Source organism: Pseudomonas lactis (assembly GCF_001439845.1).
Taxonomy (GTDB): domain Bacteria; phylum Pseudomonadota; class Gammaproteobacteria; order Pseudomonadales; family Pseudomonadaceae; genus Aquipseudomonas; species Aquipseudomonas lactis.
This window is the reverse complement of the sequence record NZ_JYLO01000009.1, coordinates 1-20886: the sequence shown is the minus strand read 5'-3', so window position 1 is coordinate 20886 and position 20886 is coordinate 1. Positions and strand designations below refer to the sequence as shown.

Genomic DNA, 20886 nt, shown 5'->3' with positions numbered 1-20886 from the left:
CGCCCATGAAGTCGCTGAGATTTCCCAGCGGGGGCAATGTAGCTTTCGGTACTTATCAGGGCCGTGGGCGAAAGATTACAAATCCGTTAGCCAGGTTCAGGCATGCACTTCGTCGTGATCGTCATGTTGAAAACCCTCGCCCTCGACCTGGATCGTGGCGTGGGAAATATCGAATTGTTCGTGCAGTAACTCCGTCACTCGGCTGAGGATCTGTTGCTCAGTGCCCTGGGACGCATCCGCGACCAGATGCGTACTCAGCACGTTCTTGCCACTGGTGAGGGCCCAGATGTGCAGGTCGTGCACGTCCTTGACCCCAGGCACACTGCGAATGCCCTGCTCCACCTGCTCGATATCCACGCCCTCCGGCACTCCTTGCAACAGGATATTCATGCTCGCCTTGAGCAACGTCCAGGTGCGCGGCAATACCCAAAAGCCGATGGCGGCCGCGACCACGGAGTCAACCCAACCCCAGCCGGTGAACATGATCACCAGCGCGGCAATGATCACGCCGACGGAGCCCAGCATGTCACTCCAGACTTCCAGGTAGGCGCCCTTGACGTTGAGGCTCTCGCCGCTGGCGGCACTGAGCAAACGCATGGAGATCAGGTTGACCACCAGCCCCAGCAGCGCAATCACCAGCATGCCGATGGACTGGATTTCTGCAGGTGCCTGCAGCCGCTGGTAAGCCTCGTACAAGATGTAGAACGCCACGGCGAACAGCAGCAATGCATTGAAGGCGGCTGCCAGGATCTCGAACCGCGCATAACCGAAGGTGCGCTTGCGATCCGCCGGGCGCTTGGCGACCTGGATCGCCACCAGGGAAATCGCCAGGGCCAGGGCGTCGGTCATCATGTGCGCTGCATCGGACAACAGCGCCAGGCTGCCGGTGACAAAGGCGCCGATCACTTCGGCGAGCATGAAGCTACCGGTGAGCCCCAGGGCGATCCATAACTTGCGTTCGTGGCCGGCGCGTACTTGGGCGTGGCTGTGTCCTGCGCTCATGAAATGTCCTCGTGGGTTGGGATGGGGCGGATCATAGAGCTATAGGCCAGATCCACTGGCATGGTTTGCAAAATTGTCATCTGAGCGCCAGAGCGTCGTTAGCTTCGGGCGCACCAAAATCGTTCATGCACGCGTTGGGGGAGCACTATCAGGTATGCTTTTCAGGCTGAAACAAAAAGAAACATATTAGCCAACCTGCTCGATAAGGAGTCCCGTTTTGGAGTTATCGACTGCCGCGTGGATGGTTCACGACACCCGCCTCATGCTGTGCGTGCTGTTGGCGATCGCCAGCATCATCGTGCTGATCAGCGCGACCAAACTGCCGCCCTTCCTGTCGATTCTGATCGGCACCTTTATCGCCGGGGTCGGCGCCGGCCTGCCGCCGGAAGAAGTGGCCAAGGCGTTCAGCAAAGGCGCCGGGGCGATTCTCGGCGAAGCCGGGATCATCATTGCCCTGGGTGCGATGCTCGGCGCGCTGATGGCCGAATCCGGCGCGGCCGACCGTATTGCCACCACGTTGCTCGGGTTGGGCAAAGGCAAGTCATTGCCCTGGGTGATGGCGTTGGTCGCCATGGTGATCGGCCTGCCGCTGTTCTTCGAAGTGGGCCTGGTGATGATGGTGCCGATCATCTTTGTGATGGCCAAGCGTTCGAACCAGCCGTTGTTGAAAATTGCCATCCCGGCACTGGCGGGCATGACCACCTTGCACGCCCTGATGCCGCCGCATCCGGGGCCGCTGATCGCCGTGGGCGCATTGCACGCCGACCTGGGCCTGACCATGTTGCTGGGCTTTTGCCTGGCGGTGCCGGCCGTGATCCTGGCCGGGCCGCTGTATGGCAACTGGCTGTCCAAGCGCCTGCACGTGGACGAACCGGCCGATATCGGCGCCTTGTTCAGCGCACCGCCCAAGGCCCCGCGCCAGCCGAGCTTTGGCGTGTCGCTGCTGATCATTCTGTTGCCGGTGATCCTGATGCTCGGCAGCACCTTGGCCAAAGTCGCGCTGGCGCCGGAAAGCCCCCTCGCCCTGAGCTTGAAATTCCTCGGTGAACCACTGGTTGCCCTCGGCCTGGCGGTGATCGCCGCGGTCGTTTGCCTGGGTTGGGCGGCGGGCATGCCACGCGCCGACGTCGGCAACACCCTGCGCAAAGCCCTGGCGCCCATCGCCGTACTGCTGCTGACCATCGGCGCCGGCGGCGGCCTCAAGCAAACCCTGCTGGACGCCGGCGTCAGCCAGACCATCAGCAAAGTCGCCGAAGGCGCGCACATGCCCTACCTGCTGCTGGCCTGGCTGATCGCCGTGGCCCTGCGCCAAGCCACCGGCTCGGCCACGGTCGCCACCACCACAACCGCCGGCATCCTCGCGCCGATGATGGCCGGGTTGGCGGCGACGCAAAGCTCATTGGTCGCCCTGGCCATCGGCGCCGGCTCGGTGTTCTTCTGCCACGTCAACGACGCCGGGTTCTGGATGGTGCGTGAGTACTTTGGCTTGCAGTTGAAGCAGACAATCTGGGTGTGGTCGGTGTTGCAGACGATTGTTTCGGTGGTTGGGTTGGTGGGTACCTTGTTGCTCTGGCACTTCCTGACCTGACCCTCAGGCGGCCAAGGTGTGGCGCTTGCCAAACAGCGCCACACTCGCCACTCCCACAGCCCCCATCACTACGCAATACCCCACGCAGATCCACGGGCTGGTCGGCATCAGCGCGATCAACAACAACGGCGTAGTACTTGCCCACAGCGCATAGGCGATGTTGTAGGTGAAGGAAATCCCCGACACCCGTACCTGCGCCGGAAACAGCCCGACCATCACCGACGGCACCGCGCCCACCACGCCGCAGCTCAGGCCCGCCACGGCGTACGCTGCGCCGAGCCACACGCCGCCAGCGATCAGGCTGGCGTACAGCAGCGCAATGCCCACCGGCAGCAACAGGCTGTAGACCAATACCGCGCGCCACGCGCCGATGCGGTCCACCAGCAGGCCGGCGAGGACGCAGCCGATATTCAGGAAGACGATGCCCAGGGCGCTCAGGGCGAAGGTGTGGCTGGGGCTCATGCCGAAGGTTTTCTGCATCATGGTCGGGGTGATGACCACCAGCACCACCACGGCAGACGTCAGCACGCAGGTGAGGATCATCGCCGGCAGCAGCACGGCGCGATGGTCGCGCAGCACGGTGCGCAAGGGCATTTCGGCGGCGGCTTGGCGACGCGCCTGCATTTCCAGAAACACCGGAGTCTCGCTGAGCCAGCGGCGCAGCCATACGCCGATCACTCCGAATACGCCGCCGAGCAGGAAGGGAAAGCGCCAGGCATAGTCGAGGATTTCGGCGGGGGTGAAGACCTGCGCGAGCAAGGTGGCGGTCAGCGCCCCCAGCAGGTAACCGAAAGTCAGGCCGGCCTGCAAAAAACCCAGGGCATAGCCACGATGGTGACGCGGTGCGTGCTCGGCGACGAAAGTCCAGGCGCTGGGCACTTCGCCGCCCACCGCTGCGCCTTGCAGCACGCGCAGCGCCAGCAGGATCAACGGGGCGAAATAGCCGATTTGCGCGTAGGTCGGCATGATACCGATCAGCAGGCAGGGCAAGGCCATCATGAGGATGCTCAGGCTGAAGACGCGCTTGCGCCCCAGGTGGTCGGCAAAGTGCGCCATCAGGATGCCGCCCAGTGGACGGGCGAGGTAACCGGTGACGAAGATGCCAAAGCTTTGCAGCAGGCGCAGCCACTCGGGCATTTCTGGGGGGAAGAACAGTTGGCTGAGGGTCAGCGCAAAGAACACGAAGATAATGAAGTCGTAGATTTCCAGGGCTCCACCCAAGGCGGCCAGGCCCAGGGTTTTGTAGTCGGAGCGGGAAAAACGCTGCGCCCGTGGGGAAAAGGTGGCAGTCATGTGCAGGCTCGGCAGGCAAACAAAATGGCGTGCAGGTTATGAGCTGAGCCCATCGATGGCAATCGCGACGGATATATTTGTTTTCCTCATTGATCGTTGAAGATAACTACATTCCCAAATCAATGGCCGTAGAGGAACATGCCGTAAAACTGCCAAACCCCATAATAACTACAAGAGGAAAGACTCGTGGCCGATGCTACCGAAGACAGCCGCTATGCCCGATTTGCCCTGCGTTGCTCCAACTTCGCCGAGCGCTGGTTTCCTGACTCCTGGGTGTTTGCCGCCCTCGCCGTGATCATCGTCGCCGTGGCGACCCTGGGCATGGGCGCCGCACCGGCCGAAGCGGCCAAGGCATTTGGCGATGGGTTCTGGAGCCTGATTCCGTTCACCATGCAGATGGCCTTTGTGGTGATCGGCGGTTACGTGGTCGCCAGTTCACCGCCCGCAGTGAAGTTGATCGACCGCCTGGCGCGCATTCCCAAGAATGGCCGTTCGGCGGTGGCCTGGGTGGCGTTGATTTCCATGGTGGCTTCATTGCTTAACTGGGGCCTGTCCCTGGTGTTCGGCGGTTTGCTGGTGCGGGCATTGGCCCGGCGCACGGATTTGCGCATGGACTACCGCGCCGCTGGCGCTGCAGCGTACCTGGGCCTGGGGGCCGTATGGGCGCTGGGGCTGTCGTCGTCGGCCGCGCAGTTGCAGGCCAACCCGGCCAGCTTGCCGCCGTCGATCCTGTCGATCACTGGGATGATCCCGTTCACCGAGACCATTTTTTTGTGGCAGTCCGGCGTGCTGTTGCTGGCGCTGATCGTGGTGTCGCTGATCATCGCCTACGCCACCGCGCCTGGCCCCAACAGCGCCCGGGATGCCAAGGCCTGCGGCATTGACCCGGCCTTCAACCTGCCCAAGCCGCAGGCGCCGACGCGCCCCGGTGAATGGCTGGAACACAGCCCGTTGCTGACGATTCTGCTGGCGTTGCTGGCGGCCGGTTGGCTGTTCCATGAGTTCTCGACCAAGCCGGCGATCAGCGCCATCTCGGGGCTCAATACCTATAACTTCCTGTTCATCATGGTGGGCGCGCTGCTGCACTGGCGCCCGCGCAGCTTCCTCGATGCCGTGGCCCGTGCGGTGCCGACCACCACCGGCGTGCTGATCCAGTTCCCGCTGTACGGCTCGATTGCCGCACTGATGACGGTGGTAAAGGGCGGCGATGGCCAGACCCTGGCGCACCATATCTCGACGTTCTTCACCTCCATCGCCTCCCACGACACCTACGCCCTGCTGATGGGTGTGTACTCGGCGGTGCTGGGCTTCTTCATCCCCTCAGGTGGCGGCAAGTGGATCATCGAAGCGCCGTATGTGATGCAAGTGGCCAATGACCTGCAGTACCACCTGGGCTGGGCGGTGCAGATCTACAACGCCGCCGAGGCGCTGCCGAACTTGATCAACCCGTTTTATATGTTGCCGTTACTGGGTGTGCTGGGCCTGAAGGCGCGGGATCTGATCGGGTTTTCGTTTGTGCAGTTGCTGGTGCACACGCCGCTGGTGTTGTTTTTGCTGTGGGCGTTGGGGACGACGTTGAAGTATCTGCCGCCAGTCATGCCATAACGCGGTCGGTGTGGGAGCGGGCTTGCTCGCGAATGCGGTGGATCGTTAATGAATTCGTTGACTGACAACCCGCATTCGCGAGCAAGCCCGCTCCCACAATTTGTTCTGTAGCGCTCTCAAGCCTGTCTTCGTTCCGTCACATTCCATTGCTACCGTCCTGCGAAATATCTTGCAACATCTCGCCAAGGATTCCTCGCAATGAGTGACGAGCACAACGACCACCCTGCCCACGACTGCGCCCCCAAAACGCCGGTAGACACCAGCCGCCGGCGATTCCTCGGCGGTGCGGCGGTGTTGGGCGTGGGTGCAACCTTGAGTGCCTGCGGCAATACCAGCGAAGCACCGAGCCCACCCGTGACGCGGCCGCTCACGCCTCAGGAGTTGGATAAGGCATTGCGCGAGCAGGTGAAGACCGTGGTGGTGATCTACGCCGAGAACCGCAGCTTCAACAACCTATTTGCAGATTTCCCCGGCGTGGAGAAACCACTGTCGGCGTTAACCGCCAAGGACTTCCAGCAGCGCGACCGCGATGGCAGCGTATTGCCTGCCCTGCCACCGAGCTGGGGCGGTGTGTTGCAGGTCGGCCCACAAACAGTGGACGGGGTGACTTACCCCAGCGAAGTGCAATTCCAGGAAAGCCTGCCCAACGCGCCGTTCGCCCTCAAAGGCCCGCAGGGCGAAGACCTGCCATTGAGCCTGGTAACTCGCGACCTGTGGCACGTGTTCTACCAGAACCAGATGCAGATCAACGGCGGCAAGAATGATGGTTTTGTCGCCTGGGGCGATTCCGGTGGGCTGGTGATGGGCCATTACGCCCAGAGCCGTTATGCCCTGCGCCTGTGGGACGTGGCCAAGGAGTTTGTGCTGTGCGATAACTTTTTCCAGGGCGCGTTTGGTGGCTCGTTCCTTAACCACCAGTACCTGATCAGCGCCACCGCGCCGTTTTATCCCAATGCCGCGCAGTCGGTGGCCAAGGCGCAGATCGCTACGCTGCAAAGCGATGACCCCAGCGGCACACGCCTCAAGCCCTTGGACACCTCCCCGGCCAGCGCCATGACCGGCCCGCCACAATTTGGCCCCAGCGCGCTGACACCAGACGGTTACGGCGTAAACACCCTGGCCCCACCCTACTGGCCCACCTGGATCCGCGACCCGCAAAACCCGGATTATTCCAAGCCCGACCTGCCCAATGTGCTGGTGCCGCAAACCCACGAGCATATTGGCGACAAGCTGTCGAAAAAGAACATCGACTGGGCCTGGTACGCCGGTGCGTGGCAAGCCACGCTGGAGCAGTTCAAGGACTCCGGCGGCATCCCCAAGATTCCGAATTTCCAGTACCACCACCAGCCGTTCAATTACTTCAAGCAGCAAGGGCCGCAAAACCCGGCAGAACGTGCCAAGCGCCTGCGTGACGGCGGTTTGGGCGATGAGTCGAGCACCAACCGGTTCTTCGCCGACGCCCAGGCCGGCAAGCTGCCCGCCGTGAGTTTCTACAAACCCCAAGGCAACCTGAACATGCACGCCGGCTATGCCGATGTGGCCTCGGGCGACCGCCATATCGCCCGCGCCTTGAAGGTGCTGCAAGAAAGCCCGCAATGGAAAAACATGGTGGTGGTGGTGACCGTGGATGAAAACGGCGGCTGGTGGGACCACGTGGCGCCGCCCCAGGGTGACCGCTGGGGTCCAGGCTCGCGAGTTCCGGCGCTGGTGGTGTCGCCGTTTGCGCGCAAAGACACGGTGGACCATACGGTGTACGACACCGCATCGATCCTGCGTTTGATCACTCGAGTGTTCCAATTGGAGATCCTGGACGGCCTCAAGCAGCGTGATGACGCGATGATCGCGCGCGGCCAGAAGCCCATGGGCGATCTGAGCAATGCCTTGCAGTTCAGCCTGTAGGGGCTTATCCAATAACGACATGCCGGGCGATTTAACACGCGATTTTCCTGGTCAGCCGCTACTGTGTGCAGGTGGGCTTCCATCCCGCGCAGACGGGCTTCGCTGACAAGGAATCGACTATGTTTAAACTGACCAGGCTGTCCTTCACCCTCGTCGCACTGCTGGCGAGTACGGTCGTACAGGCCGACATCGAGGTGCCACTGGGCAGCACGCAGCGCGTCACCCAGTTGTTCGCGTACCCCAACAACTGCAATGTGATCTGCTTTCGGCCATGGTCACTGGAGCAGACCGCCGAACACTATTTGAACCAGAGCCTGCAACGTGACGGTTACAGCCGGGCCAAGGTCAGTGTGAAGACCCACGACGGTCAGGTCACGGCGACCTTCAGCGGCGTGCCAGACGGTTACGGCCAGCCGCTGACCACGCTGCTCAATACCGCCGACCTGGCTTATCAAGGTGCGCGCCAGCTCAACAGCGATGGCAAATGGGCCTACAACTGGTACCTGTTCCTGCCGTTGGGCATGGCCCTGGAAAACCGCAAAAGCATCGAGCTGTTGCACTTCCCTCCGGATTACTCGCTGACCCAGGCCCAGGATTACCTGGAATCGGCCACCACCGACCGCTGGGCCACCTTGTTAAGCGAAAACGGCGTACCGGCCACGGAAACGCCGGCGTACCAGACCATCATTGATATCGCGCCCATCGCTGCGCCGTCCAATGCCGGCAAAGACCTGGAAACCGTCTACGGGTATTTCACCGACTACCAGACCCGCATGGTCAAGGAACTGAGCCTGCGCCCTGGCGGCGCATTGCCGATGGTGGCCTTCGGCGCGCCGGTGCGTAGCTGGATCAAGCAACAATACGGGCAAACCGTGGGCGTGCTGAGCCTGGCGCAGATCAGCCCGGAGCCTGGCAAAACCGTCGCGGTATTGGGCGCCAACCACCCAAGCTACATTTGGTATGCGGCCAGCCCCGACAGCTATGACGGTGACGAGCAAAAAGCCGACGACGCCGGCTTGAAAGTGATGGGCCAGGATTTGAGCGCCGCCTGCTGGCAAGCCGGCATGGGCCAGAAGCCCGCCAGCGATGCCAATGTATTGCTCAAGGCCTGCCTGAATACGTGGCAGGTCACGCGCAAGGAGCAGACGTGTGAGCTGTTCTACACCTCCGTGCGCCACCTGACGCCCGAGCAGGCCAACGCCAAGTGCGCCACAGCGCCTATCAAGGCACAGTTGAAACAGCTGAGAAATGCCGCCCCCGCCCCCACGGTCACAGCCCCCGCGCTTTAAGGGGAAAAACCGTTTCTACTGTCAACTTTGACAGTAGAAACCGGATCCCACTTCAGCGAATCTAGGGCCGCGCCCATTTGCTGCAAGACTGGCCGTCACACCCGCACGTCCATGCAGCCCCGCTCAGGAGAGTGATGAAAACTCGAGCCATGGATAAGGCTAAAACGGCTGTGAATGACGGCCTCTATCCCTTCAAGACGCTGCTCGTGGAACAGGGTTACCCCTCGACCGAGCACTTTGAGGTCAAGCAAGAGGCTGAAGGGATTGCGGCCAGGGTCACGGCCCGCGTGGCCTTTGAGAGTCGCACGCGCATTGCCCAGGTTTCCGGTTATGCCGTGAGCGAACGTCGCCCGCACACGCTGCAGCTGTCACCCCGCATCCACTTGTACGATTGTTGGTTCTGCGGCCTGTTACAGCACTCCTGCAACCCGAACGTGTTTCTAGACACCACGTACCTGGAACTATGGACGGTGCAACCCATCCACGCCGGTAGCCTGCTGACCCTGGATTACGCCACTACCGAAGACACACTGGCCCGGCAGTTCGCTTGCCATTGCGGCGAGCTGAACTGCCGGGGCTGGATCACCGGCAGCAAGGAGCCGCTGAACGCCGAAGGCCAGGCCTTCATGGCCTGGTGGCGTGAGCACAAACGACCTTAGGCTTCGCCCAACGGGCGCAGGCGGTATTGCGGCGGTAGTTGCTCGAAGCCACTGATGGTGGTGTTCAAACTCTTCCAGCGACCGTCCTTGATGCCATAGATGCAGCCATGGATCGACAGGCTCTGCCCACGGTGCCAGGCATTTTGCACAATGCTGGTGTGGCCGACGTTGGCCACCTGCTGGATCACGTTGAGTTCGCACATGCGGTCTACGCGCTCTTCTTCGGTCGGCAACTGGGCCAGCACATCGCGGTTTTCGTAGTACAGGTCGCGAATGGTGCGCAACCAGCCGTCGATCAGGCCGAACTGGCGGTCCTGCATCGACGCACGCACGCCACCACAACCGTAGTGGCCGGTGACGAGGATGTGTTTGACCTTGAGCACATCCACCGCGTACTGGATTACCGACAGGCAATTGAGGTCGGTGTGCAGCACCACGTTGGCGACGTTGCGGTGCACGAACAGATCACCAGGCAACATGCCGACGATCTCGTTGGCCGGTACACGGGCGTCGGAACAGCCGATCCACAGGTATTCCGGGGTTTGCTGGCGGGCGAGCTTGGCGAAGAATTCGGGATCTTCCTGTTTGATCGCATCCGCCCAGCGTTCGTTGTTATCAAGCAGGTCTTGTAGTTCGTTCATCAGGGAAGCCTCAGGAATGATGCGCAGTTTTGTGACTGACAAGCCCTCGTTCGGGTCACGCCAGGCGCTAATTAGCTTGAATTTTTTGGCTGCCATGCCTGTCCACACACTATAAGCCCCACAGTATGAGGATTGGCCATGACTGAATCACGACGTCCCTACGGCGCAACACAGCCGGAACCGATCGATGACAACGAAGACCGCATGGGTGAGATGCGCGAGCTGGATTTTGACGAAGAGGACCAGACAGCGGAAATCGGCGATGAAATCCCGCGTGGCGAGCGCGAGCACCTGATGCCCGACGAACGGGTGCGCGAAGCCGGGATGACCGGGGCTTCTACCGATGATCATGAATCGACCGATGACGATATGAGCCCGGAAACGCTGATCCACGAGGATGGCGCTCGGGATGCGCAGGAGGAAGGTGAAGACAATGCCGCCGACTATGACTTGAGCGTCGTGGGAGAAAATGACATTGGCGGAGGGAGTGGGTTGGATGAGGCTGAACTGGCTGATCTGGACCCACTGAACCGCAAGCGCTGACCCTGTGGGAGCTGGTTTGCCTGCGATGGTATCACCGCGGTGTTACTTGAAGACCGAGGTGCCTGCATCGCGGGCAAGCCCGGCTCCCACAGAGGCTTTGCACATAGGGCCTTTGCATTTAGTCAACCAGGGTGCACGCCATCACGACTGCATCTTCGCGACCACCCACAGCGGGGTAGTAATCCCGGCGACGGCCAATTTCGTTGAAGCCATAGCGCTCATACAACCGAAACGCGCCGGTATTGCTGTCACGCACTTCCAAAAAGCATTCCCGCGCATTGGCCGCGTAGGCACGGGACATTAAATGCTCCAGCAGCGCCAGGCCCAAACCACGGCCCTGGTTTTCCGGCTTCACGGTAATGTTCAGCAAGTGCGCTTCATCGAGGATGATCTGCACCACCCCATGGCCCACTTGCTGCTCGCCTTCGAACATCAGCCAGATCTGGTACTTGCCCAGCCCGTCGAGAAAAATCCCGCGGGTCCAGGGGTGGCTGAACGCTGCGTATTCGATTTTCAGCACCGCGTCGAGGTCGGCCTCGGTCATCGGGCGAAAGGATAAAGCCTCACTCATCAGTTGTTTTCCAGCGCGCCATCAGCCGGCGCATGGCTTGCCAGACATCAGCCTTACGCTGTGGCTCTTCCATTAATAATTCCAGGCCCGGCAGGGCCCACACTGACCCCAGGCCTTCAACCTGCAGCTCGCGGTACCAGGCCTCGGCATTGGCTTCACCGGCAAACCGTACGGCGGGCAGGCCGATCAGCCACAGGCACACGCAGGGCTCGTCTTCCAGGCGCGCCGAGACAAACCCCTGGACAAAATCTCGTGCAGCCTCGGGGCCCTGGTCCATGGTGCCGCGCACCAGCAGCGGCCAGCGCACCGGCTCACCGACGATTTGCGGGCTGTCGGGCAGGCCGGCGGCGCGCAGCATGTCCTTGAGCAACAGGTAGGCCGGGTCACGGGACTGGAAACGCTCGCCAGTCGGCAGTTCCACCAACAACAGGCAGCGCCCGGCCCGCAGCAATTGCAGGGCGAAGCGTGGCGGCGGCACCACCGGCGCCTTGGTCACCGGCGCAGCCTCGTCCGCCACCTTGACAGCCTTGGTCACCGGCGCTGGGCGCGGCACTTCGATCTTGGCACGCTCGACCGCCGGACGCGCCTCAGGGGTGGGTTTGACCACCGCCACAGGCGCGGCCGCCTCTTCTCCCGACGACTCGAACGCCTCATAGGGCTCAAGCGCCTGCAACAGCTCGGGCCGCGACGGCGCGGCAAACGGCAGTTCGGTGCGGGGCAGCCAGTTGACCACCTGCATGGCGGTCAAGTAAGCACGACGTCGGGACTCGATAAGCACAGCTCGGCCACTTGTGGATAAGTAAAGAGCGGGGATTCTACCGCTGTTCGGTAACAATCGCCCACTGCGCACTGACCGGCTGTGGATAATTCCCGCGCGTGATGCAGTACAATCGCGACTTTTAATCGCCAACCAGCCGGCCATTCCCATGATCGAACCCAAGCGCGTCCTGCGCGCCCTCGCCGAACACTGGGCCTTACTTGAGCCTCTGTGCGAACACTTCGACCAAGGCACCCTGAGCCTGGCCGAGTTGCGCGCGCAGTTGGCCGCCCAACAACTGGACAGCACGCCCCAGGACATCACCAGCCTGCTGGACGTGTGGATTCGCCTGGATATTCTGGTGCCTGTCGCCAAGAGCCCGAACCGTTTCGAGCTTAACGCGCAGATCCACGACTTCCTCGCCTATCTTCGCAAGGAGCACCGGCTTGGCCTGTGCCTGGAAATCGAAGCCTACCTGCGCCACCTGGAGCGCCTGGCCGGTTATATCCAGGACGCCTTCGACATCCGCGACGGCCACGACCTGGCCCGGCAACTGCGCCTGTTGGATATGCGCGTGCGCGATGTGCTCAAAAAGCTCGCCAACGACGAACAAGCCCTCGCCGCCGTGGCCGACCGCGCCAAGACCAGCGACCGGCAGATCCCGCTGCGCCAGCGTTACGCCGAAGTATTGGCGACCTGGGACGAATACGTCGAGCCGATGATCCAGTTGGTGAATGCCGACGGCGCCTTCGAGCAAGGCGTGCGCAAGGTGGAAAACGTGCTGCTGCGCATGCTCACCGAGCAACAGCGTCTTGGCCACCTGGTGGATGACGACATGCTGCTGCGCACCCACGCGCGCATTCTCGAAATGCAAACCAGCGCCCAGCTGACCTTGCGCCATGCACGGGAGTTGCTGCTGCCGCTGCGTGAAGAAGCACGCCGGCATAACGCCGTGACTCGCGGTGCGGCGCTGGCCCTGTCGGCGATTCGCCGCAAAGGCCTGGACGCGGTGCCGCAAGCGGCGATGCCGATGTTCACGCGGCCGCAAAGCACCTTCCTGGGCAGTGCCAGCCAGGTCGAAGCCTATGTGTATGCCTTGGCGAATTTCGAGCCCAAACCGGCGCGTTTCCCCAAGGCGCACAAGTCGCACAAAGGCGAAGCCCCGCGCGCACCGCGCACGGTCAAGGAAATGCTCGAGCGCTGCGAAGACGCGCTGCCGATGCCCGACCTGATGACCTGGCTGCTGGAGCAGGAACCGGACGGCGCCACCGATGAATTGCTGTACTGGTTCTCGCGCCTGTCCCGGGAAAAACGCTTCAAGCGCGAGCGCCTGGAACGTCGCGATTACCACACCCACGAGCACCAGGTCAGCCTGCGCTCCTTCGCCCTGCTCCCGGCCGGCGTTGATGCCACCGAGAATTCTGCGAGCACGCCTTATGCATCTTGATCTATCCGAACTGTCCCAGCTGGCGCCGATCTTTCGCGAGCTGTTCAAGGGTTACCACGTCAGCCGCCGCGACCCGGAGCTGTACGCGCAATTGTCGAACTTCCAGGACCAGTACCGCACACTGTTCAAGGCCCTGGGCTTTGAGTTGGTCTGCGATACCCGCGGCTTCTATTACTTCGTGCCGGACACTGCCGTGGCTGCCGCGCAGGTGAACAAGACCGCCCAGCGCCTGGCCTTGTTCACCTTCATCATCGTCGAACACCTGGCCGACCAGGGCCGTGACCCGATTGCCGTGCTCGACGGGGGCAGCCTGGGCCGCGATGAGTTGCCTTCGTTGCTGGAGAAATACCGCGACCTGTTTATCCAGGCCGAGGTGCAAACCCAGGAAGAGCTCGAAGAAAAAATCATGCGCCGCATGACCCAGCTGGGTTTTGCCAGCGAAGACAACGGTATCTACCGCTTCCTGCCGCCGATGCACCGCTTCCTGGATGTGTGCCTGTCGGTGCAGCAAGACCGCGACCTTGCCGCCAGCGTACACAGCGTATTGCCGCTGCCGGCGCCGGTGATCATCGACGAAGACAGCGATGAAAAACTGCTGAAGACCGATGACCCGCTGGATCTGAGCGCCTTCACCGAAGAAAGCGAAGAAGATGCCCTGGCACGCGCCATTGCCGAAGAACAGGAGACCGACGCATGAGTAAGGAACGCTACGGCATCCGCCGCTTCGCCCTATTGAACACCGCCGGTTACAGCCTGGGCTTGTTCCCGCTGGAAGAACCGCTGTCGGTGTACGGCGCCAACAACCTGGGTAAATCCGCCTCGATCAACGCCTTGCAGTTCCCGATCCTGGCACGCATGTCGGACATGAGTTTCGGCAAGTACACCCTGGAACAATCGCGGCGCTTTTACTTTGCCACCGACACCAGCTACATCCTGGTAGAAGTTTCCCTGCCCCACGGTCCGCACGTTATCGGCGTGGTCGGCCGCGGCCCGGGCGGTGGCTTTGGTCACCAGTTCTTTGCCTACGCCGGCAAGCTGGACCTGGCCCACTACCAGAAAAACGACACCTGCCTGCGCCAGAAAGAGCTGTTCACCAACCTTGAGCGCGAGGGCCTGAAAGCCTACGAACTCAAGCCCGATGAACTGCGGCGTTTGCTGGTGGGCGGGCATACGTCGATCCCGCTGGACCTGACCCTGATTCCGCTGCGCTCCACCAGCGAGCAGAGCCTGAAAACATTCCGCGCGCTGTTTATCAACCTGCTGCACATGCGCGAAATCACCGCGGCCAAGCTCAAGCAATTGTTCCTCGATGCCTTCGAACACAGCCTGCGTTCGGGCAGTGTCGACTACATCGCGGCCTGTGAAGAAGCCTTCCGTGATGTGCGACGCATGGAGCAGGACTACAACTCGCTGGTGGCTGCCGGCCCCTTGGTTGAAGCCCTGGCCAATGGCGTGAAACAGCGCGACGCCCTGCGCGGCAAACTGCATCGCCTGTCGCCGCTGCTGGATTCGTTGTTGGGCACCTGGTCGGACTACGCCAGTGCGCGCAAGGAAGAGCTGACCATCCAGGCCGAACACTACCGCAACGAGCAGGACGCGCTGCAAAACGACCAGCGTGGCGGCACTCAGGAGCTGATGCGCCTGGAGCGGGAAATCAGTGGCATCCAGCGCTGGCTGGGCGAGTTGTCGGTGCTCAAGCACCGCTTTGCCCTGGTGGATGACGTCAAGATGCTGGAGCAGCAATTGCTCGCCGCCAAGGATGCCCACGATGAACTGGCGGGCGCCTTGGCGCAGTCGCGGCAGTTCAGCGCCGAGGACCTTGAAGAGCGTCTGCGCGACCTGGAAAAGCGCTTGAAGTCGGTCAAGCAGCAACTCGATCACGCGGACAACAACAGCTACGCCAAGCTGCGCGAAGAGTTCTCGCAGCAGGATGTCGAGCGCCTGATGCGCCTGTTCAACAGTTCGTTGTTCAGCCTGCCGCTGGGCGAACATGGCATCACGCTGGACGAGGACGGCCAGTGGGTCAAATCCCTGGAGCAGATCCTCGATGGCTTCAAGGGCGAGCGCTTTGAAGTGCCGGGGCTGTCCATCGACATCTCGCACATCGAGCCGCCGGCACTACAAGCCCTGGCGGACCGCGCCGCGTTGCGTGACCAGAAAGAGCGCCTGGAAAAAGAACTCAAGCAACTGAAAACCCAGCAGGCCGTGGCATCCGACCGCGCCGCGAGCAAGACCCAGACCGAAGCGCTGTACCAGCAGGTACTGGACGCCCAGAAGGCCTTGGAAGACTTCCGCCGCACCCAGACCCTGAGCGCCGAAGAAGGCGAGAAACTGGACAACCTGGCGCAGATGGAAGCCGCCCAGGACGAGTTGAAACGCTCCAGCGATGCCTTTACCGAGCGTGTCCAGCAACTGTCGGCCAAGCTGCAATTGGTCGGCCGCCAGATCGGTGATATGGAAGCCAAGCAACGTACCCTGGATGACGCGTTGCGCCGTCGTCAGCTGTTGCCGGCGGACCTGCCGTTCGGCACGCCGTTCATGGACCCGGTCGACGATTCCATGGACAACCTGCTGCCGCTGCTCAATGACTATCAGGACAGCTGGCAGGGCCTGCTGCGGGCCGATGGCCAGATCGAGGCGCTGTACGCCCAGGTGCGTCTCAAGGGCGTGGCCAAGTTCGACAGTGAGGATGATGTCGAGCGTCGCCTGCAACTGCTGATCAACGCCTATGCGCACCGTACCGACGAGGCGCTGACCCTCGGCAAGGCACGTCGTGCGGCGGTCACCGATATCGCCCGTACCCTGCGCAATATCCGCAGCGACTACGACAGCCTGGAACACCAGCTGGCGCTGTTCAACCGCGAGATCAACAAGCGCCAGGTCTCCAACCTGCAAAGCTTCCGCATCGTGCTGGCGCCGAACAAGGAAGCCCTCAAGCATATCGACCAGATCATCCACAGTGCCGGTCAGTATGAAGAAGGCGAGACCCTCTCGGTGTTCGACCTCAGCCAGAGCGCCGAACAGGACAACAAGAACGAAGAAGCCAAGGAATACCTGGCTCGCCTGGTCGCCGCCAACCATAACCAGTTGGGCCTCAAGGACTTGTTCGAGTTGGCGTTCGAAATCACCAAGGTCAACGGCCAGCCAGTGATCCATACCGACATCGACGGCGCTGCGTCCAACGGCACCACCATGACCATCAAGGCGCTGACCAACATGTACTTGTTGCTGCACCTGATGGACCGCGACCAGGCCGGTCGCGTGCGGTTGCCGTACTACCTCGATGAAGCGGCAGACATCGATGAGAAGAACCAGGCAGCGCTGTTGGAAACCAGCCTGCAACTGGGCTTTGTGCCGATCCTGGCGAGTGTGAAGCCGCAGGTGTCTGCCCAGGTGGCGATCGACCTGGAAGGCGGCAGCGGGCCGAACGGGATCTACATTGATGAGGCGGACTGGAAGTACATCCGTCGCCATGATGTGGTGAAGGCGACGATGAATGTGCAGGCGGACGAGCCGGAGCTGGATGAAGCCTGACGGGTTGTACTGAAAGGCAAAAAGGCCGCGATCTGATGGATCGCGGCCTTTTTTTCGGCTTGGGATTTGTGGTGTTTTGGCGGGCCTCTTCGCGGGCAAGCCCGCTCCCACAGTTGATCGAGTTTCCCTGTAGGGATGCGATCGAATGTGGGAGCGGGCTTGCTCGCGAAGGCCGCGCCTCGGTTTATTTACCGAGTGGAATCTTGGGCGCCCAGGTCAGCCACTCATCCTCAAACTTGTCGAACAACGGGAACGTCTGCTGCGGCCGTGCCGGGTTGCCCATGCGCTCGCCATCCGGGGTGGCAAAGGCGATGCCGCCGGCCACCAGCGTTTCAAGGGACTCGGTACGCACGGTCGCGCCCTTGAACAAGCCGAAGTCGAGGCCAAAGCCGCTGGTGTTCCAGAAGCGGCTGCCACTGCGTACCAGAGGTGCGTACTTGGGCTCGATCAGGATGTGCACCAACACACGATCGGCGGTCTGGCCCAACTCATAGCCGGTGACTTTGCCGACCGTCACTTCACGGTAAGTGACCGGTACCCCTTCCTTCAACGAACCACGGCGGGCGGCGCTGAGTGTGAGGCTCAGGCCAGCTTCCTGATGCACGCCTTCAGGCGGCTGGGCCAGGGCGACAAAACTCTTCTGCGGGCCGGCGTTTTTTGCGGCCGGTTGCACTTCAATGTATTGGCCGGTGACCAGGGTCTCCAGGTTAGCCGTCTTCATCAGCCCCAGTTCCGGCTTGACCACCCAGAACTGACTGCCCGAACGCGCGATACGGTCCGCAACCTGAGTGATACGCGCCTTGAGCAGCACCGACTGCATGTCGGCACTGAGGTCGACACTCTCGATCTTGCCCACATCCAACCCCTTGAAGCGCACCGGCGTGCCGGCGCTCAGGCCGTCGGCGCGGTCGACTTTGATGGTCACCAGGGTGCCGTGCTGGTTGGCGGCATCACGGTCGGCGTACAGGCGGAAGCGCGGGATACGATGTTTCAACGGCACATTCGGTTCCGGCGTTTCGAAGGCGATACCGCCCGCCATCAGGCTAGCCAGGGATTCGCTTTTGACCTGGATACCGCCGGTGAGGCCGCCCGTGAGGGTGACGCCGCTGGCATTCCAGAAGCGCGTCGAGCCGTTGACCAGGCTTTCATATTCCTTCTCGATATGAACGCCGATCACCAGTTGTTTTTTCTTGCGTGAAAACTGGTAGCTCTGCACCGAACCGACTTTGACCTGCTTGTACAGAATCGGGCTGCCAACATCCAGCGAGCCCAGGCTGTCGGTGAGCAACACCATGTGCAGGCCCGGGGAACGCAGGTCCAACGGCGGCGCCTTGGCGCGGGCTACGTATTCGCGTTGTGGCGGGGTGCCTTTGTCGCCTGGGCGAATCGCAATGTAGTTGCCCTTGACCAAGGCCTCCAGGCCGGTGATGCCTGCCAGGGAGATGGACGGTTTGACCACCCAGAATTGCGTGTCCTCGACCAGGTAGTCCTCGGCCAATGGGTCGAGGGTCAGCTCGGCGCTGGCGCTGGACAGGTCCGGGTCGATCTTCAGGGTTTTCAGGCTGCCGACCTGGATGCCTTTGTACATGACCGGCGTACGCCCGGCCTGCAGGCCTTCAAAGTCGGTGAGCTTGACCTTGACCTTGATGCCCGCTGCGGCGGCATCGAAATCTTCGTATAGGCGGAAAGGCAGGCTCGGGTCGGTGGGCGGGCTGTCTTTGCGATTCTCTGGCGTGGCGAAGGCAATACCACCGGCGACAATGCTGGAGAGGGATTCGCTGCGCACCTTCAAACCGGAAAGGTTGGCATCGATACTGATGCCGCTGGCGTTCCAGAAACGCGTGTGTTTGCGCACCAGGTTGGCGTAGGTCGGTTCGATATAGACCTTGATCTCTACCGTGCTCTGGTCCTCGGACAGCAGATAGCTTTTGACCTGGCCGACCTGAATCTGCTTGTAGAACACCGGACTGCCACGGTTCAGCGAGCCCAGGCGGTCGGCCTTTAGGGTCAGGTGCAAGCCGGGCTTGGCGTCGGATAACGGCGGCTCTTCGGAGAGCGCCTTGAACTTGCGCGTGGGCTCGCCATCACCGGGGCTGGCGGCGATGTAGTTACCCGAGACCAGGGTTTCCAGGCCGGTGATGCCGGCAAGGCTGACGCTGGGCTTGACCAACCAGAAGCGGGTGTTGGTCTTGAGGTACTGCTCAACGTCCTTGTTCATCTCGATGGTGGCGATCACCCCGCGATTGCTGCCCTCATCATCCAGGGCCAGGGTTTTGACCTTACCCACGGTCATGCCTTTGTAGACCACTTCAGTCTTGTTGACCTGAATACCTTCGCCGCTCTCAAAGCGAACTTGAATCTCGATACCTTGCTGGGAATAGGCACGCCACCCCAGCCAGCCACCGATGATCAGGGCAATCAGGGGCAACACCCAAATGGCCGACCAGTTAGAGGCTGGGCGGGTTTTAGCTTTAGGCAAATCACTCATGGTCGTCGTCCGACTCCGTGTTATCCCAAATCAGTCGGGGATCGAAAGTTACTGCGGCAAGCATCGTCAAGATCACCACACTGGCGAACGCCGCAGCGCCGAGGTTGGCCTCGACACTGGCGAGTCGCCCAAAGTTAACGACCGCCACCAGGATGGCGATCACGAAGATATCCAGCATGGACCAACGCCCAATGAACTCGATAAAGCGATACATCACAATGCGTTGTTGCGCGGACAGCGGTTGGTGACGCTGCACCGAGAACAGCAGTAGGCCAATGCCGACCAACTTGAAGGTCGGTACCAGGATACTGGCGATGAACACCACGGCAGCGATAGGAAACATCCCGTGCTGCACCAGCTGGATGACTCCCGACATGATGGTGCTGGGGTCGCCTTGGCCGAGGGAGTTGACCGTCATGATGGGTAACAGGTTAGCGGGGATATACAGGATCGCCGCGGTGATCAACAGCGCCCAGGTGCGTGTGAGGCTATTGGGGCGACGGGCATGGATCAACGCGCCGCAACGGGTGCAGAGTTGCTCCTCGATATCCGCTTCCTGCTTGTTCAACTCATGACATTCAGTACAAATCAGAATGCCTGCATCAATCGCCCGCATGGTCATCCTCTCCTGACAGCGCTTGCCAGATCTGATGGGGCGACATCACCACCTCAAGCAGAACTTGGACCATTAATAAACTGACGAAGCAGACCAGACCCAGGCCAATGGTGATGGAGGCCATGTCGGCGAGCTTTACGATCGCCACCAGCACACCCATCAAGTAGACCTCCAACATCCCCCAATCCTTCATGTGGTGGTAGATGCGGTATAGCAGCAGCCCGTAGTTGCGACCGATGTTCCAGCGAATGCTGAGCAGCACTGCCAATTGGCACAGGAGCTTGAGCAAGGGGATGCCCATGCTGCACAGGAACACTACGGCGGCAACGCCTTGCATACCGGTATCGAACAGGCCAACCACGCCGCTCCACACGGTGTCCTCCGAGGACTGCCCGAGTAGATTGAGCTGCATGATGGGCAAAAAGTTCGCGGGGATGTACAGCAGCAGAGCTGCCAGTACCAAGGCTAGGCTGCGCTCGACCACATTGTGCCGGTGAGCGTATAGCTCGTAGCCGCAGCGTGGGCATTGGGCTTTTTCGCCGAGGGCGAGCGTTGGTTTGCGCATCAGCAAGTCGCACTCATGGCATGCCACCAGATCGTCCAGCGGTAAATCCGACACCTCGCGGGCATCAACCGGATCGGGCATAGATAGGGCTCTGACTCTAAAAATGGTTAGGTGGCTATTCTAGTGGTGTCGCTCAGAAATAACTGTGCAAATTTGTCGGGGCAGTCAGGTCGGAGCTGCGGGGAATAAGTGTACGGGGACAAGGTGGACACTTTTCGAGCGCCCAAAACAAAACCCCAACTGCTTTCGCAATTGGGGTTTCGGAATTTAATCTTGACGATGACCTACTCTCACATGGGGAAACCCCACACTACCATCGGCGATGCATCGTTTCACTGCTGAGTTCGGGATGGGATCAGGTGGTTCCAATGCTCTATGGTCGTCAAGAA

Annotated in this window: 17 protein-coding genes and 1 rRNA gene; 9 read left to right on the top strand and 9 right to left on the bottom strand. The window is 61.3% G+C overall.

Going from position 1 to position 20886, the window contains the following annotated elements:
* Positions 1–96 precede the first annotated feature (96 nt).
* Positions 97–1002: a cation diffusion facilitator family transporter gene (locus TX24_RS16190; protein ID WP_057710672.1), complete on the bottom strand. Its 906-nt coding sequence runs from the start codon at positions 1000–1002 to the stop codon at positions 97–99.
* A 217-nt stretch (positions 1003–1219) separates the two neighbouring features.
* Between TX24_RS16190 and TX24_RS16185 the strand changes: the two genes are divergently transcribed.
* Entirely contained in the window at positions 1220–2590 is a 1371-nt protein-coding gene (locus TX24_RS16185; protein ID WP_003188296.1) for a GntT/GntP/DsdX family permease, read from the top strand.
* 3 nt (positions 2591–2593) lie between these two features.
* On the opposite strand, the gene TX24_RS16180 is transcribed toward TX24_RS16185, so the two are convergent.
* Positions 2594–3883: an MFS transporter gene (locus TX24_RS16180; RefSeq protein WP_003188295.1), complete on the bottom strand. Its 1290-nt coding sequence runs from the start codon at positions 3881–3883 to the stop codon at positions 2594–2596.
* A 186-nt stretch (positions 3884–4069) separates the two neighbouring features.
* Here TX24_RS16180 and TX24_RS16175 point away from each other — a divergent pair, with 186 nt between their 5' ends.
* From TX24_RS16175 to TX24_RS16160, 4 genes are all read left to right on the top strand, one after another.
* Positions 4070–5488, top strand: a complete 1419-nt coding sequence (locus tag TX24_RS16175; RefSeq protein WP_057710671.1) for a short-chain fatty acid transporter — start codon at positions 4070–4072, stop codon at positions 5486–5488.
* Between the two features lie 198 nt (positions 5489–5686).
* Positions 5687–7387, top strand: a complete 1701-nt coding sequence (locus TX24_RS16170; protein ID WP_057710670.1) for an acid phosphatase — start codon at positions 5687–5689, stop codon at positions 7385–7387.
* Positions 7388–7506: 119 nt separating this feature from the next.
* Positions 7507–8676, top strand: coding sequence for a hypothetical protein (locus TX24_RS16165; RefSeq protein WP_003188292.1), 1170 nt, complete (start codon positions 7507–7509; stop codon positions 8674–8676).
* Positions 8677–8810: 134 nt separating this feature from the next.
* A complete protein-coding gene (locus TX24_RS16160; protein WP_003188291.1) occupies positions 8811–9335 on the top strand; it encodes an SET domain-containing protein-lysine N-methyltransferase in 525 nt (174 codons plus the stop codon).
* Here TX24_RS16160 and can read toward each other — a convergent pair.
* Positions 9332–9976 carry a carbonate dehydratase gene (can, locus tag TX24_RS16155; protein WP_003188288.1) on the bottom strand — a complete coding sequence of 215 codons (645 nt, stop codon included), beginning with the start codon at positions 9974–9976 and terminating at the stop codon, positions 9332–9334. The genes TX24_RS16160 and can overlap by 4 nt on opposite strands.
* A 138-nt stretch (positions 9977–10114) precedes the next feature.
* On the opposite strand from can, the gene TX24_RS16150 reads away from it, so the two are divergent.
* Complete coding sequence (locus TX24_RS16150) at positions 10115–10519, top strand: hypothetical protein (protein ID WP_057710669.1); 405 nt, start codon at positions 10115–10117, stop codon at positions 10517–10519.
* Between the two features lie 118 nt (positions 10520–10637).
* Here the strand turns inward: TX24_RS16150 and rimI are convergent, their stop codons facing one another.
* Together rimI and TX24_RS16140 are read right to left on the bottom strand one after the other, a co-directional pair.
* Positions 10638–11090 carry a ribosomal protein S18-alanine N-acetyltransferase gene (rimI, locus tag TX24_RS16145; protein WP_003188286.1) on the bottom strand — a complete coding sequence of 151 codons (453 nt, stop codon included), beginning with the start codon at positions 11088–11090 and terminating at the stop codon, positions 10638–10640.
* Positions 11083–11829 (bottom strand): flagellar biosynthesis protein FlhF, encoded by a 747-nt coding sequence (locus TX24_RS16140; protein WP_003188285.1) that lies wholly within the window; start codon positions 11827–11829, stop codon positions 11083–11085. The genes rimI and TX24_RS16140 overlap by 8 nt, the downstream gene beginning before the upstream one ends.
* Positions 11830–12016: 187 nt before the next feature.
* On the opposite strand from TX24_RS16140, the gene mksB reads away from it, so the two are divergent.
* Genes mksB through mksF form a run of 3 tightly spaced genes read left to right on the top strand, consistent with a single transcriptional unit; the run spans position 12017 to position 16828 of the window.
* A complete protein-coding gene (mksB, locus tag TX24_RS16135) occupies positions 12017–13294 on the top strand; it encodes an Mks condensin complex protein MksB (RefSeq protein WP_003188283.1) in 1278 nt (425 codons plus the stop codon).
* Entirely contained in the window at positions 13284–13991 is a 708-nt protein-coding gene (gene mksE, locus TX24_RS16130; protein WP_003188281.1) for an Mks condensin complex protein MksE, read from the top strand. The genes mksB and mksE overlap by 11 nt, the downstream gene beginning before the upstream one ends.
* Positions 13988–16828, top strand: a complete 2841-nt coding sequence (gene mksF, locus TX24_RS16125; protein ID WP_057710668.1) for an Mks condensin complex protein MksF — start codon at positions 13988–13990, stop codon at positions 16826–16828. The genes mksE and mksF overlap by 4 nt, the downstream gene beginning before the upstream one ends.
* 184 nt (positions 16829–17012) lie before the next feature.
* On the opposite strand, the gene TX24_RS16120 is transcribed toward mksF, so the two are convergent.
* The 4 genes from TX24_RS16120 to rrf form a co-directional block, all read right to left on the bottom strand.
* Positions 17013–19316 carry a PqiB family protein gene (locus TX24_RS16120; protein WP_057710667.1) on the bottom strand — a complete coding sequence of 768 codons (2304 nt, stop codon included), beginning with the start codon at positions 19314–19316 and terminating at the stop codon, positions 17013–17015.
* Positions 19309–19932 carry a paraquat-inducible protein A gene (locus TX24_RS16115; RefSeq protein WP_032900385.1) on the bottom strand — a complete coding sequence of 208 codons (624 nt, stop codon included), beginning with the start codon at positions 19930–19932 and terminating at the stop codon, positions 19309–19311. The genes TX24_RS16120 and TX24_RS16115 overlap by 8 nt, the downstream gene beginning before the upstream one ends.
* Positions 19919–20578, bottom strand: coding sequence for a paraquat-inducible protein A (locus tag TX24_RS16110; RefSeq protein ID WP_003188275.1), 660 nt, complete (start codon positions 20576–20578; stop codon positions 19919–19921). Before TX24_RS16110 ends, TX24_RS16115 begins: the two co-directional genes overlap by 14 nt.
* Before the next feature lie 190 nt (positions 20579–20768).
* Positions 20769–20884: ribosomal RNA gene (rrf, locus tag TX24_RS16105) — 5S ribosomal RNA — on the bottom strand.
* Positions 20885–20886 lie beyond the last annotated feature (2 nt).

What these genes read in the sequence shown, in the direction of transcription:
- TX24_RS16190 (WP_057710672.1), bottom strand. Translation starts at nt 1,002, where the DNA reads ATGAGCGCAGGACACAGCCACGCCCAAGTACGCGCCGGCCACGAACGC.
- TX24_RS16180 (WP_003188295.1), bottom strand. Translation starts at nt 3,883, where the DNA reads ATGACTGCCACCTTTTCCCCACGGGCGCAGCGTTTTTCCCGCTCCGAC.
- TX24_RS16170 (WP_057710670.1), top strand. Translation starts at nt 5,687, where the DNA reads ATGAGTGACGAGCACAACGACCACCCTGCCCACGACTGCGCCCCCAAA.
- TX24_RS16165 (WP_003188292.1), top strand. Translation starts at nt 7,507, where the DNA reads ATGTTTAAACTGACCAGGCTGTCCTTCACCCTCGTCGCACTGCTGGCG.
- TX24_RS16160 (WP_003188291.1), top strand. Translation starts at nt 8,811, where the DNA reads ATGAAAACTCGAGCCATGGATAAGGCTAAAACGGCTGTGAATGACGGC.
- can (WP_003188288.1), bottom strand. Translation starts at nt 9,976, where the DNA reads ATGAACGAACTACAAGACCTGCTTGATAACAACGAACGCTGGGCGGAT.
- TX24_RS16150 (WP_057710669.1), top strand. Translation starts at nt 10,115, where the DNA reads ATGACTGAATCACGACGTCCCTACGGCGCAACACAGCCGGAACCGATC.
- rimI (WP_003188286.1), bottom strand. Translation starts at nt 11,090, where the DNA reads ATGAGTGAGGCTTTATCCTTTCGCCCGATGACCGAGGCCGACCTCGAC.
- TX24_RS16140 (WP_003188285.1), bottom strand. Translation starts at nt 11,829, where the DNA reads ATGCAGGTGGTCAACTGGCTGCCCCGCACCGAACTGCCGTTTGCCGCG.
- mksB (WP_003188283.1), top strand. Translation starts at nt 12,017, where the DNA reads ATGATCGAACCCAAGCGCGTCCTGCGCGCCCTCGCCGAACACTGGGCC.
- mksE (WP_003188281.1), top strand. Translation starts at nt 13,284, where the DNA reads ATGCATCTTGATCTATCCGAACTGTCCCAGCTGGCGCCGATCTTTCGC.
- mksF (WP_057710668.1), top strand. Translation starts at nt 13,988, where the DNA reads ATGAGTAAGGAACGCTACGGCATCCGCCGCTTCGCCCTATTGAACACC.
- TX24_RS16120 (WP_057710667.1), bottom strand. Translation starts at nt 19,316, where the DNA reads ATGAGTGATTTGCCTAAAGCTAAAACCCGCCCAGCCTCTAACTGGTCG.
- TX24_RS16115 (WP_032900385.1), bottom strand. Translation starts at nt 19,932, where the DNA reads ATGCGGGCGATTGATGCAGGCATTCTGATTTGTACTGAATGTCATGAG.
- TX24_RS16110 (WP_003188275.1), bottom strand. Translation starts at nt 20,578, where the DNA reads ATGCCCGATCCGGTTGATGCCCGCGAGGTGTCGGATTTACCGCTGGAC.